At 64.1% G+C, this 12,882-nt stretch carries 15 protein-coding genes and 1 tRNA gene; 12 read left to right on the top strand and 4 right to left on the bottom strand.

The annotated features are described in order from the left end of the window. Nucleotides 1-47: 47 nt before the first annotated feature. The 5 genes from AOQ71_RS00730 (at nucleotide 48) to AOQ71_RS00710 (ending at nucleotide 5,061) form a co-directional block, all read left to right on the top strand. The gene (locus tag AOQ71_RS00730) at nucleotides 48-1,457 is read left to right on the top strand and encodes an adenylate/guanylate cyclase domain-containing protein (RefSeq protein WP_057740605.1); all 1,410 of its coding nucleotides are present in this window, start codon (nucleotides 48-50) and stop codon (nucleotides 1,455-1,457) included. Between the two features lie 239 nt (nucleotides 1,458-1,696). Beyond that, on the top strand, nucleotides 1,697-2,185 hold the full coding sequence (locus tag AOQ71_RS00725) for a tellurite resistance TerB family protein (RefSeq protein ID WP_057740602.1): 489 nt from the start codon (nucleotides 1,697-1,699) through the stop codon (nucleotides 2,183-2,185). Between the two features lie 231 nt (nucleotides 2,186-2,416). Further along, the gene (locus AOQ71_RS00720) at nucleotides 2,417-3,196 is read left to right on the top strand and encodes an SDR family NAD(P)-dependent oxidoreductase (RefSeq protein ID WP_057740600.1); all 780 of its coding nucleotides are present in this window, start codon (nucleotides 2,417-2,419) and stop codon (nucleotides 3,194-3,196) included. Between the two features lie 158 nt (nucleotides 3,197-3,354). Beyond that, nucleotides 3,355-4,149, top strand: a complete 795-nt coding sequence (locus AOQ71_RS00715; RefSeq protein ID WP_057740598.1) for a glutamine amidotransferase — start codon at nucleotides 3,355-3,357, stop codon at nucleotides 4,147-4,149. A 99-nt stretch (nucleotides 4,150-4,248) separates the two neighbouring features. Continuing rightward, complete coding sequence (locus AOQ71_RS00710) at nucleotides 4,249-5,061, top strand: enoyl-CoA hydratase (RefSeq protein WP_057740596.1); 813 nt, start codon at nucleotides 4,249-4,251, stop codon at nucleotides 5,059-5,061. Between the two features lie 111 nt (nucleotides 5,062-5,172). Here AOQ71_RS00710 and AOQ71_RS00705 read toward each other — a convergent pair. Beyond that, nucleotides 5,173-5,248: transfer RNA gene (locus AOQ71_RS00705), tRNA-Ala, on the bottom strand. A 184-nt stretch (nucleotides 5,249-5,432) separates the two neighbouring features. On the opposite strand from AOQ71_RS00705, the gene AOQ71_RS00700 reads away from it, so the two are divergent. From AOQ71_RS00700 to folD, 3 genes are read left to right on the top strand one after another with little or no spacing between them, the layout of a single operon-like run. Continuing rightward, nucleotides 5,433-5,723, top strand: coding sequence for a YggT family protein (locus AOQ71_RS00700; RefSeq protein ID WP_057740594.1), 291 nt, complete (start codon nucleotides 5,433-5,435; stop codon nucleotides 5,721-5,723). A 22-nt stretch (nucleotides 5,724-5,745) separates the two neighbouring features. Next, a complete protein-coding gene (locus AOQ71_RS00695) occupies nucleotides 5,746-6,090 on the top strand; it encodes a DUF167 domain-containing protein (RefSeq protein ID WP_057740591.1) in 345 nt (114 codons plus the stop codon). Nucleotide 6,091: 1 nt separating this feature from the next. Continuing rightward, nucleotides 6,092-6,976 carry a bifunctional methylenetetrahydrofolate dehydrogenase/methenyltetrahydrofolate cyclohydrolase FolD gene (folD, locus tag AOQ71_RS00690; protein ID WP_057740589.1) on the top strand — a complete coding sequence of 295 codons (885 nt, stop codon included), beginning with the start codon at nucleotides 6,092-6,094 and terminating at the stop codon, nucleotides 6,974-6,976. Between the two features lie 109 nt (nucleotides 6,977-7,085). Here the strand turns inward: folD and ppa are convergent, their stop codons facing one another. Next, nucleotides 7,086-7,619 carry an inorganic diphosphatase gene (gene ppa, locus AOQ71_RS00685; protein WP_057740587.1) on the bottom strand — a complete coding sequence of 178 codons (534 nt, stop codon included), beginning with the start codon at nucleotides 7,617-7,619 and terminating at the stop codon, nucleotides 7,086-7,088. Nucleotides 7,620-7,830: 211 nt separating this feature from the next. After that, nucleotides 7,831-8,340, bottom strand: a complete 510-nt coding sequence (locus AOQ71_RS00680) for a GNAT family N-acetyltransferase (protein WP_027555342.1) — start codon at nucleotides 8,338-8,340, stop codon at nucleotides 7,831-7,833. A 272-nt stretch (nucleotides 8,341-8,612) separates the two neighbouring features. Between AOQ71_RS00680 and AOQ71_RS00675 the strand changes: the two genes are divergently transcribed. From AOQ71_RS00675 to AOQ71_RS00660, 4 genes are read left to right on the top strand one after another with little or no spacing between them, the layout of a single operon-like run. After that, nucleotides 8,613-9,500 carry a dienelactone hydrolase family protein gene (locus tag AOQ71_RS00675; RefSeq protein ID WP_057740585.1) on the top strand — a complete coding sequence of 296 codons (888 nt, stop codon included), beginning with the start codon at nucleotides 8,613-8,615 and terminating at the stop codon, nucleotides 9,498-9,500. Continuing rightward, nucleotides 9,497-9,964, top strand: coding sequence for a DUF2269 family protein (locus tag AOQ71_RS00670; protein WP_057740584.1), 468 nt, complete (start codon nucleotides 9,497-9,499; stop codon nucleotides 9,962-9,964). Before AOQ71_RS00675 ends, AOQ71_RS00670 begins: the two co-directional genes overlap by 4 nt. Before the next feature lie 8 nt (nucleotides 9,965-9,972). Continuing rightward, nucleotides 9,973-11,292 carry an SDR family oxidoreductase gene (locus tag AOQ71_RS00665; protein ID WP_057740582.1) on the top strand — a complete coding sequence of 440 codons (1,320 nt, stop codon included), beginning with the start codon at nucleotides 9,973-9,975 and terminating at the stop codon, nucleotides 11,290-11,292. Further along, on the top strand, nucleotides 11,292-11,699 hold the full coding sequence (locus AOQ71_RS00660; protein WP_057740580.1) for a thiol-disulfide oxidoreductase DCC family protein: 408 nt from the start codon (nucleotides 11,292-11,294) through the stop codon (nucleotides 11,697-11,699). Before AOQ71_RS00665 ends, AOQ71_RS00660 begins: the two co-directional genes overlap by 1 nt. A gap of 92 nt (nucleotides 11,700-11,791) precedes the next feature. Here the strand turns inward: AOQ71_RS00660 and AOQ71_RS00655 are convergent. Next, nucleotides 11,792-12,882 (bottom strand): flavin monoamine oxidase family protein (locus AOQ71_RS00655; protein WP_245316593.1); only part of this gene is annotated, 1,091 nt, incomplete at its 5' end.

Here is a 12,882-nt window from a genome sequence, read left to right as displayed (position 1 = left end):
ACCGTCGTCTGGCCGCCGGCGTGATCCACCCCAGATAGAGTTGCACCATGACCGACATCCAGGCCCAGATTTCCGTTCTGAAGCAGACCGCGGATCGCGCCGTCGTCGAGGCCATCGCGCAGCTGATCGCCAATGGTCACGACCGCGAGCTCAACCGCATCAACGCATTGGATTTTGCCGATCGGACCGGGCTCGATCAGGAGAAGGTCATTTCCGGATTCCTGCATGCCTCGCGTCTCGGCCTGTTCGACATCGGCTGGAACGTGCTGTGTCCCGGTTGCGGAGGGGTTCTGGGCGCGCACACGACGTTGAAATCACTGAAGCACGATGATTACAATTGTGCGCTCTGCGCGGCCGGATACGAGGCGTCGGTCGACGAGATGGTCGAGGTGGCCTTCACCGTCAGCCCGCAGGTCCGCCGCATCGCCGCTCACGATCCCGATACGCTGCCGATCTGGGAATATGTGCGGCAGATGTTCTGGAGCTCGGGCGTCGACATCAACGAAGAATCCTTTTCGCGCCTGATCAACGAAGTGACACTGGAAGCGTTGGAATTGCCTGCCGGCGAAAAGGCGATCCTCTCGCTGAATCTGCCGAGCCAGTTCATCATCGTGTTCGAGCCGGTCACCCATTCCGCGCATTTCCTGGACGTCCAGGGCGAGCCGACCAGCGAACGCCAGCAGCTTTCGATCATGTTCAACAAGCTGGAGGCGCCGACGGGGACTACCGTGATGCGTCCCGGGCCGCTGCGCCTCACGCTCGAAAATCAATCGGGCGGTCGCGTTCTGCCCTCGGTCTGGATTGCCGCCGACGCGATGCACGAGATGATCGGCAAGCGCAAGCCGATCCTGACCGCCAAGAGGATGCTGTCGAACCAGACGTTCCGCGACGTCTTCAAGGCCGACAATCTCAATGTCGATCAGCGATTGAAGATCACCTCGCTGACATTCCTGTTCACCGACCTGAAGGGCTCGACGGCGCTGTACGAGCGCGTCGGCGACCTCAGCGCCTTCGATCTCGTGCGCGCGCATTTCCGGGCGCTGCTGGAGATCATCGCCGCCGAGAAGGGCGCCGTCGTGAAGACGATCGGCGATGCCGTCATGGCGACCTTCGTCAGGCCCGAGCACGCGATCACGGCGGGGCTGCGCATGCGCGCGGCGATGGATGATCTGAACAAGCAGCGCGGCGCCAACGATCTCATTCTCAAGATCGGCATCCATGAAGGCCCGTGCCTTGCGGTGATGCTCAACGAGCGGCAGGATTATTTCGGCCAGACCGTCAACATCGCCGCGCGCGTGCAGAGCCTGTCGACAGCGCAGGAGATCCACATCACCGGTCCGGTGCTCGACGCGCCGGCGGTGGCCGAGATCCTGCAGCGGCGCGAGATCAAGCCGATCCAGAAGCAGGCGGCCCTGCGCGGCATCGCCGACAAGATGGTGGTGTACGAGATACCGTGAGGGACGGGGGTCATCGCCACATTCTCCGTCGTCATGCCCGGGCTTGACCCGGGCATCCNNNNCCACGTCTTTCGTTGCGGACATGGCCGGGACAAGCCCGGCCATGACGGAGAGAACAGATTGCCGAAACGTAATGCAGCGCGCGGAACTGACGCACGTTGCGCCGGTTGAGTTTCCCGCTCATATAAGGCTTGTAGCGGCCGCGCTTGCTGCGGCGTCATCGATTTCGGTAGGACCTTATGCTCGACGGCTTGCGCCAATTCATCGCCGACATTGTTGCCCCCCATGGTCAGGACCGCGCCTTTGGCGACAGCGACTACCGCCTGGCGGCAACCGCGCTGCTGGTCCACGTGGTTTCCCTGGACGGCCAGCCGACGCCGGCCGAGCAGCGCAAGCTGCACAATCTGATCGAAAGCCATTTCAAGCTGGACCGCGGCACCGCCGACCGGCTGATCGCGGATGCGACAGAGGTCGAGGGCGAGGCGGTCGATCTCTATCACTTCACCAGCGTCATCATGCGCTCGCTCGATGAAGAGGGGCGCAAGCGCATCGTCCAGATGATGTGGGAGCTGGTCTATGCCGACGGTCAGGTCACCGAGTTCGAGGACAACGTCGTCTGGCGCGCCTCGGACCTGCTCGGGGTTTCCCAGCGCGACCGGATCGATCTCAAGCACGCCGTCGCCGGGCGTGCCGGCGGGCAGGTCACGGACCGCGCTCTCGGAAGCTGAGCGACCGCAAGCCCGGCGTGATTGCTAGTTGTATCGATCACATGACGAAACTTTAATGTAGCCGCCGGAACGTCCCGGTTCCGTATGTCACTGTAAATTCGGGCTTTTTCTCGCATTCCCGACGGTCGCTCAGACCGCCATGCCGCCAGCACCGCTTGCCTGTCGCGCGTGGCCTATGCTCCAGTTCCCGCTGTTTCGGGGCCCAAAAAATTACATCAAGAGACTGCGATCGTGACTGAGCGGGTAACGTTGATCACCGGTGCGTCGGCGGGCATCGGCGCGGAGCTGGCGCGCGTGTTTGCCGCGAATGGACATCGTCTCGCGCTGACGGCGCGGCGCGCGGACCGGCTCGAAGCGCTCGCGAACGAGCTCGCTGCGACATGCGGCAAGAGGCCGATCGTGATCGCCTGCGATCTCCAGCAAGCCGACGCCGGCGAGCGGATCGCCGCTGCGCTCGCTGCCGAAGAGGTCGAGCTCGACAATCTCGTCAACAATGCCGGTTTCGGCGTGTTCGGTGATGCGATCGAGCGCGACCGCGACGAGCAGGTCGGCATCGTCGATGTCAACGTCCGGGCGCTGACCGATCTGTCGCTGCGCTTTGCCGATCAGCTCGTCAGGAACAAGGGCGGCCTTCTCAATGTCGGCTCGGTCGCGGGCTTCCTGCCCGGTCCCGGCATGGCCGTGTATTACGCCTCGAAGGCCTATGTGATTTCGCTGACCGAGGCGTTGCGAGCGGAGCTCGCGCCGCGCGGCGTGCGCGTCACCGTGCTGTGTCCGGGACCGGTGCAAACCGAATTCCAGGGGCGTGCCGGGGTCGGGTCCGGGCATGATACGGCGATTCTCAACGTTCCCGCCGCGGACGTTGCGCGGCAGGCCTATCGTGGCTTGATGGCGAACAAACGGGCCGTGCTGCCGGGTCTCGGCATCAAGATTGTGCCGTTCGCGCTGCGCTTCTTCCCGCGCGGCTTCATCCTGTCCGCCACCAGCCGGTTTCAACGGCAGCGGAGCTGAAGCAGCCCGAAGCACCCGTGGTGGCCCGGAGCTTGCTTCTACATCAAGCAGGACTGCATCGAGCAGGAGTATGGGCTGCGTGTGTGCGCAAACTCACGCGATGTTAACCTTCGCTTAGCTATGCTGACGACTTGAACCGATAGCACTCGCAAAAGGCCATGTCGTTTCGGACGGACAGGTTTGATGGCGCAGAAGTGGTGTCCTTCCGAGGGAGGACGCCGAGCGCGGCCGCCGCCGATCCCTGCCTGCCGGTCCTGATCGTTCTCCATCAGGAATCCTCCACGCCTGGCCGCGTCGGCAATGTGCTGCGCGCGCTCGGCCATCGCCTCGACATCCGCCGTCCGCGATTCGGCGATCCCCTCCCCGATACGCTCGATCAGCATGCCGGAGCGGTGGTGTTCGGCGGGCCGATGAGCGCGAATGATTCGGATGATTACATCCGCCGCGAGATCGACTGGATCGAGATTCCGCTCCGCGAACAGCGGCCGTTCCTCGGCATCTGCCTGGGCGCGCAGATGCTGGCGATGCAGCTTGGCGCGCGCGTCGCACCGCATGCAGAGGCGCTGACCCAGATCGGCTATTACCCGATCCGCCCGACCGCGGCAGGTCGCGCGCTCTGTCCGGATTGGCCGGCGCAGGTCTATCATTGGCATCGCGAAGGCTTCGAGCTGCCTGATGGCACCGAGCTGCTTGCGGAGGGTGATGACTTTCCCAACCAGGCATTCCGTGCCGGCAACGCCTTCGGCGTGCAGTTTCATCCTGACGTGACCTACGCCATGATGCATTGCTGGACCACGCGTGGCTATGACGGTCTCGGCGCGCCCGGCGCCCGCGAGCGGCATCATCATTTCGCGGACCGCGCGGTCTACGATGCCGCGGAACGCGCCTGGCTCGATCATTTCATCGATGGCTGGCTGGCGCGCCGGCCGGTGCTGGCGCAAGCCGCCGAGTGATCGCGCCTTCACGCAAGCCCTCGCCTCATTCCTGACTATGCTAGGCTCGCTGCCGTTGAGCGCGCGCGAACGCGCGCCGGCCGACAAAGGGAGAGCGCCATGGCCTATGAGCACATTCTCTACGAGGTGAGCGATCGAATCGCGACCATCACGCTCAATCGCCCTGATCGCATGAATGCGTGGACTCCGACCATGGAGCGCGACGTCCGCCATGCGATGGAGGCATCGAGCGCCGATGACAATATCCGCGTCATCGTGCTGACCGGCGCTGGCCGCGCCTTCTGCGCCGGCGCCGACATGGATGCGCTGAAAGGGCTCGACCCCAACGATGTCAGGCGCGCTTCGAGCCTGCCGCCGTTCGACATGAACCGCCGGCCGGATTGGCAGACGCGCTACGGCTTCTATCCCTCGATCGGCAAGCCTGTCATCGCGATGCTCAATGGCGCGACCGCCGGAATCGGCCTCGTCCATGCGCTCTATTGCGACCTGCGCTTTGCCGCGGACAATACGGTGTTCACGACGGCCTTTGCGCGGCGCGGCCTGATTGCCGAGCACGGCATCAGCTGGATGCTGCCGCGCATCGTCGGCCACGCCAATGCGATGGATCTCTTGCTCTCGGCGCGCCGCGTCTCGAGCGACGAGGCGCTGCGAATCGGTTTGGTCAACCGGCTCTGCGCGCCTGACAGGCTGCGCGAAGAAACCTACGCCTATGCCCGCGATCTCGCCGATTTCGTCTCGCCGAGCGCGATGGCCGTGATCAAGCGGCAGCTCTACGAGGTGCCGTTCCAGACGCTGGCCGAGGCCACGATCGAGGCCAACAGGGAGATGATGGTGGCGCTGAACGGCAGCGATTTCCGGGAGGGGGTGGCGAGCTTCATGGAGAAGCGGCCGCCAAGGTTTACGGGGAAGTAGGGGGGGCTGAACTCGGAGGATCAAGTCCGTCTTCGTCCTTCGGGCTCCGCCGGACACCACGCTTCGTCCTTCGGGCTCCGCGCGGCTGCGCCACGNNNGAAGGGCGAAGCGTGGTGGAGCCAGGCGGGATCGAACCGCCGACCTCGTCATTGCGAACGACGCGCTCTCCCAGCTGAGCTATGGCCCCTTTGCTGGCCGCTCTGGTGAACGCGGCCGACAACCGGGCGCCATTTAAGTCCCCGCCAAGGTCAAGTCAAGGACAGGTGTAAGGGGGTTTTAGCCATCCGGATGCCGACTTCCCTTGTTTGGGTCGGGGGGAACCGATATTTAGCCAAGATCACCCCGCGGCAGGCCCAGAGAGTGTTTCGCTGATGCGTCCGATAGTCTTCATTCTGATCCAGATCATCAATCTCTACATCTATCTACTGATCGCATCGGCAATCCTGTCCTGGTTGATCGCGTTCAACGTCGTGAATACTCGCAACCAGTTCGTTGGCGCGATCGCGGAATTTCTCTATCGGATTACCGAACCGGTCCTGGGGCCTATCAGGCGCCGGCTGCCCAGCATGGGCGGGCTCGATATCTCTCCGATCGTCGCCTTCTTCATCCTCTGGTTGATCCAGCTCTATCTCGCCGAATACGTTTACCCGAACGTACCCTAGGCGGTGGAACCGTGATGGAGCCCTGAGCGCCTTGACGGAACCATGGCGCATCTCCACCACGGGCGTCAGCATCGCGCTGCGGGTGACGCCGCGCGGCGGACGTGATGGCGTCGACGGGATCGAGCAGCTTACCGACGGCCGCAGCGTGCTGAAGGTGCGCGTGCGGGCCGTCGCCGATGGCGGCGAGGCCAATCGCGCCGTTCTGGCGCTGCTGGCGAAATCGCTTCGTGTGCCCAAGGCCAGCGTCAGTCTCGTGTCGGGAGCGACGGCGCGGCTGAAGCAAGTCGCCATCGAAGGCGATCCGGCACGGCTTGTCCAAGCGTTGCGCGAGCTCGCGCCAGTCAAATCGACAGACAAGGGGAACTGACATGACCGCCAAGATCATCGATGGAAAGATCATCGCCGCGGACCTTCGCGCCCGCGTCGCCGACGAGGTCGCCCGCGTCAGGCGCGAGCACAATCTGGTGCCTGGCCTTGCCGTGGTCCTGGTCGGCAACGATCCCGCCAGCGAAGTCTATGTCCGCTCCAAGCATACGCAGACTCAAGCCGCGGGCATGGCCTCATTCGAGCACAAGCTGCCGGCAGATGTTTCGCAGGCGGACCTGCTGACCGTCGTCGCAAAGCTCAATCGCGATCCCGCCGTGCATGGCATCCTCGTGCAATTGCCGCTGCCCAAGGGCCTCGACACCGAGGCCGTGATCAATGCCATCGATCCCGCCAAGGATGTCGACGGCCTGCATCCGAACAATGCGGGTCGGCTCGCCGGCGGATTCCAGGCCCTGTCGCCCTGCACGCCGCTCGGCTGCATCATCCTGACCAAGAGCGTGCACGCCTCGCTCGAAGGCCTGAACGCCGTCGTGATCGGCCGCTCCAATCTGGTCGGCCGCCCGCTAGTGCAATTGCTGCTGAACGAGAACGCCACCGTGACGATCGCGCATTCGCGCTCGCGCGATCTGCCCGGCATCGTGAAGCGGGCCGACCTCGTCTATGCCGCGGTCGGCCGGCCCGAGATGGTGCGCGGCGATTGGCTGAAGCCGGGCGCGACCGTGATCGACATCGGCATCAACCGCATTCCGAAAGACGACGGCAAAACCCGTCTCGTCGGCGATGTCGCCTATCAGGAAGCGCTTGGCGTTGCCGGTGCGGTGACGCCGGTGCCGGGAGGCGTCGGCCAGATGACCGTCGCCTGCCTGCTCGTGAACACGCTGCGCGCAGCTTGCGCGATCGCAGGTTTGCCGAAGCCGGCGGTGTAGGAAACGCCGTCATTCCGGGGCGCACGAAGTGCGAACTATGGTGCGCAATTGCGCACCTGAGAATCTCGAGATTCCGGGCTCGATGCTGCGCATCGCCCCGGAATGACGATCAGCCCTTCTTCTTCTCGCGCTCGATGCCTTCGAGGATCAGCTTCGCGGCTTCTTCCGGGCCGCCCCAGCGCAGGATCTTCACCCACTTGCCCTTCTCGAGATCCTTGTAGTGCTCGAAGAAGTGCTGGATCTGCTGCAGCGTGATGTCGGGCAGGTCGGAATACGACTTCACCTTGTCGTAGCGCTGCGTCAGCTTCGACGACGGCACCGCCAGAATCTTCTCATCGCCGCCGGCCTCGTCTTCCATGAACAGCACGCCGACCGGGCGCACGCTCATGACGGCGCCGGGAATGATGGCGCGGGTGTTGATGATCAAGACGTCGCAGGGGTCGCCGTCGTCGGACAGTGTGTGCGGGATGAAGCCGTAGTTACCGGGGTAACGCATCGGCGTGTACAGGAAGCGATCGACCACGAGCGTACCGGCTTCCTTGTCCATCTCGTATTTGATCGGTTCGCCGCCCACCGGGACTTCGATGACGACGTTGACGTCGTGGGGTACGTTTTTTCCGATCGAGATAGCATCGATACGCATAAGGCAGGCTCCGTTGTCGCCGAGGTTAGATCGCGCCCGGCAGCGATTTTGGCGCTGTCATACGCGGGCTTGGCCCCTCGATCCATCGTGTTTTTGCGAAATAATGAATCCCGCGATCACCTGCGCAAACGCGGGCGGTATCGGCGGGTGGAAAGGCTGCCGGCCAAGATCTCAGCAGCTCAATTGGTCCAAACCTTGATTGGTCCGGATCTTAATTGGTCCAGGCGAAGGCGACCTTGTCGAGCGACTTCGGCCCGAACCGCTCCGAGGAGCGTGCCACCATGCGGCCGCCCAGGGCCCGGTAGAACTCGGTCGCCGGATCATTGTCCGACAACGCCCACACCACCATGCTCTTCAGATTGCTCTGCATGAGATCGCGCCGGGCGGCGGCGAACAAACGGCGGCCGAAGCCGAGGCCCTGAAACTCCGGACGCAGGTACAGCTCATAGATCTCGCCGTCGAAATGCAGGCTGCGGGCGCGGTTACGGCCGTAGTTCGCATAGCCCGCGATCTTGTCGCCGAACACCAGCACGCTGACACGGCTGCCCTTGCGGATTGCGCTGTCCCACCATTGCGGACCGCGGCGGTTGATCAGCTTCTCGAGCTCGGCACCGGGAATGATGCCCTGATAGGCGGAACGCCAGGCTTCGTCATGGGTGGACGCCACCGCAGTCGCATCTGCAGCTTTGGCCGGCCGAACCTCGATCAGGGTTGTGCTCATGAACGCAATCAAACCAAGTCGCCGCGCCGGCGGCAAGGCCTATCGTTAATTATCGGTTAACCTGTGGACTTTCTGCATCAGTATTTTAACCATGTTGTGCCGAAAAAAGACAAGACGCCACTTCGAACGGCACCGGCGTGCCATCAGTCGGTGCAAAACTGCCTTGCGGCAACGAATGAACGGCAACGGCAACGGCAGCGCAGAAAGTCCGCCCCAAATGATTCGTTCCTACTAGTGTGGCGGTCGCCGTCCGTGCTCGCTCCCGGCAACCCATGCGACTGTTCAACATCCTTGCGCGCCTGCCTCTGCTGGTTCTGCTGACTGCGTCGCCTGTGTGCGCGCAGGTCACGTTCGGGGCGTCGGGCCCGGAGGGCGGGCCGCTTCGCCGACAAGAATGGCGCGTGCCGTCACCGGATACCGATTTTGCCGCGCGCGCGCTGCTGTTTCGCCCCGCGGGCGCCGGCCCGTTCCGGCTTGCCGTGATCGCACATGCGTCAACGCAGAACGTGCTCCGTCGTGCGCAAACGCCGCAGCCGGAATATCGCGCCCTGGCAGCGTTTCTCGTCGCGCGCGGCTTTGCCGTGCTGGTGCCGGAGCGCCTCGGGCATGGCGCGACCGGTGGCCGCTATGTGGAAGATCAAGGCGGCTGCGACGAAGCGGATTACGCGCGCGCCGGCCGCGCCACCGCGGCGGAAATTTCGCTCGCGCTGGACTATCTGCAAAAGCAGGATTTTATTCGTAAGGATGCCGCGGTCGTGATCGGGCATTCCGCCGGCGGCTGGGGCGCGCTGGCAATTGCGCATGCCGATCCGAAAGCGATTGCCGCGATCATCGCCTTTGCACCCGGGCGCGGCGGTCATGCCAATGACGAACCCAACAAGATCTGTGCGCCGCATACGCTGCTCGCTGCTGCGGCGGAATTCGGCAAGACGGCGCGCATTCCCGTGGTATCGCTGGTTGCAGCCAATGACAGCTATTTTGCGCCGGCATTTTCGAAGGCACTGGCGGATGCGTTTCGCAGCGGCGGCGGCAAGGATGATGTTCGCACGCTGCCATCCGTGGGTAGCGAAGGCCATTGGATGATCGAGACCGAGGCCGGCGTCAAAGCTGCAAGTGGCGAGCTCGATCGCGTGCTAAGGCCGGTGGCGAGGAAGCCATGATGCTGTATTTCCTGGTCAAATATCTGCACGTGATCGGCGCCATCATCATCCTCGGCACCGGAACCGGCATCGCCTTCTTCATGCTGATGGCCCATCGCACCGACAATGCCGAGTTCATTGCACGCACGGCATCCGTGGTGGTGATTGCGGATGCGATCTTCACGCTATCGGCGGTGATGCTGCAGCCGGTCACCGGCGGCCTGCTGATGATGCTCTCGTCCACGTCGATCATGGAGCGTTGGATCCTCGGCTCGCTCGTGCTCTATGCCGTTGCAGGCCTGTTCTGGATTCCTGTCGTTTTCATGCAGATCGAGATGCGCGATCTCGCGCGCAAGGCCGCCGAGCAGAAAGCCGCGCTGCCGGAGCGTTACTTCGTCCTGTTTCGCCGCTGGTTCGCGTTCGGCTTTCCCGGCTTCGGCGCGACGATGGCCATCCTCTGGCTGATGATCGCAAAGCCGTTCTGAGGAATCCGATGAACCAGGGAACCATTTTGGTGCTCGGCGCCTCCGGCCTCATCGGCCGTTTCGTCACCGACGATCTGCGCGCGAGAGGTTTTCGCGTTGTCGGCGTCGCACGCAAGCTGTCGCCGGCGCAGAAGATGGGCGCGCTCGATATCGAGCTGCCGATCCTGTCGCTCGATCCGCCCGCGCTGACACGCCTGCTGAGCGAGCACGAGGTCGACGTCGTCGTGAACTGCCTCGGCGTGCTTCAGGACGGCCCCGGCAGCGACACCAATGCCGTGCATCGCGATTTTGTCGGGCGTCTGCTTCAAGCCATTGCCGATAGCGGTCGTGCGATCCGGCTGGTGCACATCTCGATTCCCGGCAACGCGGATGCCGATCGCACCGCCTTCGCCATGACCAAGCGCGAGGCCGAGCGGCTGATCGCAGCATCCGGCATTCCCCGCGCCATCCTGCGGCCCGGCTTCGTCGTGGCGCCTTCAGCCTATGGCGGCAGCGCCATGCTGCGCGCGCTCGCCGCGTTTCCGCTGGATCTTCCGGCCAAGGAGATGGCGACGCCCTTTCAGCCCGTTGCGGTCGAGGATATCTCCGCGACCATCGCCTGGCTCGCCGCGCGTGAGATCGATGATGCCGCCGTGAAGGCCGTGAGCTGGGATCTCATGCAATCCGAGCCTGTTACGATGGCCGGCGTCGTCAAGCAGTTCCGCCGCGTATTCGGCACGGCCGGCTGGCCTGACATCACGATGCCGCCCTTCATGCTCGATCTCGGCGCGAGACTGGGCGATCTCGCCAGCGCGCTCGGCTGGATGCCGCCGCTGCGCTCCACCGCGATCGCCGAGCTTCGCCGCGGCGTGCGAGGCGATCCCTCGGCATGGATCGCCGCGACCGGCATCGCGCCGAAGACGTTGGCGGATGCGATCGGGCGCCATCCCGCCACCATCCAGGACGTCTGGTTCGCGCGGCTGTTCCCGATCAAGGCGCTGATCATTGCGAGCCTGGTCGGGTTCTGGCTCGTCTCCGGCTTCATCGCGCTGTTCGTCTCCTACCGCGCCGCGGCCGGCATCCTGACCGCGCACAACTTCCCGCCCGCGCTGGTCGATCCCGTCACGACAGGCACCAGCCTGATGGACATGAGCATCGGCGCGCTGATCGCCTTCCGCCGCACCGCTGCGATCGGCCTGGTTGCAGGCATCGCCGCCTCGCTCGGCTACATGTTCGGCGCCGCGATCCTGACGCCCGATCTCTGGATCGAGCCGCTCGGCGCGCTGGTGAAGACCGGGCCGGCGATCGTGCTGATGCTGGTCGCGCTGCTCATGCTGGATGATCGCTAATGTCAAAATGGCCCGATGACGACGTGATCCTGTATGACGGCGTCTGCATCTTCTGCTCGCGCTGGGTGCGCTTCGTCGCGCAGCGCGACACAGCGAAACGATTTCGCTTCACGCCGATCCAATCGGTGTATGGCGCCGGGCTCGCCCGCACCTTCGGCATCGATCCTGAAGATCCCGATACGAACGCCGTCGTTCACGGCGGCAAAGCGTTCTTGAAGTCCGACGCCGCGCTGACTGTGCTGTCGCATCTGCCGGGCTGGAGCTGGGTGCGCGCACTCTTCGCCGTGCCAAAGCCGCTACGCGACCTCGTCTACAGCCTCATCGCGCGCAATCGCTATCGCATCTTCGGCAAGTATGATGCGTGCTTCGTGCCGGATGCTGATTTGCGCACGCGGGTGATCGAGTGACTCGTCATTGCGAGCGCAGCGAAGCAATCCAGAATCTTGTCGCGGCGGCAGTCTGGATTGCTTCGCTGCGCTCGCAATGACGGCGTGTGAGGCTATCGTTTGCTCCGAGCCGCCAGCACCTCCTTCGCCGCCCGCTCCCCGCTATCCCGCGCCCCATGCGCCGTCGTGAAGAAATTCGGCGACGTTGCTTCGCCCGCAAAGAACAGCCGCCCATCCACTGGCGCAGCCAACACAGCACGATCGCCGGCATGCCCGGGCAGCGCGTGCGAATACGACCCCCGCGCAAACGGGTCTCGCCCCCAGCGCGACTCATACAGCGGCTTCAGCTTGCGGCGGATGTCGTTGCCGAGAAAACCTGCGATCTCGTCGATGCTGTGCGCGGCGACAGCGCCGTCGCCGGCATCTTCCAGCGCGCGGGCAAAGCTGCCGCCGAAAAAGCCTTCGATGCAGGGTTGGCCGAACGGGCGGATGTGATAGGTGCCCATCTCGGTGCGCATGGTGGCGCCGCGCAAGTTTCCTTCTTTCGGAAAGGCTTCGGCGCCGTCGAGCGCGAGCGTGACCTTGTCATCGACGCCGAGCGGCAGGCCGGCTGCGGCATCGACCTTGGCGGGCAGAGGTGGCGAGAAGCGGATCGCCTCGTCAGCGATCAAATTGGTCGGCACGGTGACGATCACCTTGTCGGCGGTCAGCGTGCCCTGTGATGTCTCGATGCGGACGCGCCTGTTCGAGTGATCGATCAGCGTGACATTGCAGTTCAGCGCCACCGGGCAGGGCGCGCCATAGGCCGCGATCAGCGCGCCATAGCCGCGGCGGACGCGCCAGTTGAGTTCGCTGTCCTCATAGGCGTCCCAGTCGAGCGTCGACATGTCCTTGAGTTCGCAGCCGTTGATATAGGTCGAGATCGCATCGATCATCGGGTTCCAGCGATTGCCGGGCTCGAGGCTCAGGCTCGCCGGCTCGTCCTTGCCCTTTTGCGCGGCCTGCCAGAGCCGGTCGTAGAACGCGTCCATCGCGCGCATGAAATCGTCCCGCAGGCTTTGCGGAAACGCATTGCCATAGGCGCGCTCGCGCCAGGGCGGCAGGTCCTTGTTGAGCTCGAAACCGAGCGTTCGCGCAATCGGCACGAAGGAGTTCTTGTCGGCCGAATGCAGCCAGCCGCAGCCGACGTCGAAGGTCACGTCAG

Origin of the sequence: Bradyrhizobium manausense, assembly GCF_001440035.1 — a bacterium.
GTDB lineage: Bacteria > Pseudomonadota > Alphaproteobacteria > Rhizobiales > Xanthobacteraceae > Bradyrhizobium > Bradyrhizobium manausense.
Note: the sequence above shows the minus strand (reverse complement) of the source record. Positions and strands in the feature narration are given on the sequence as shown.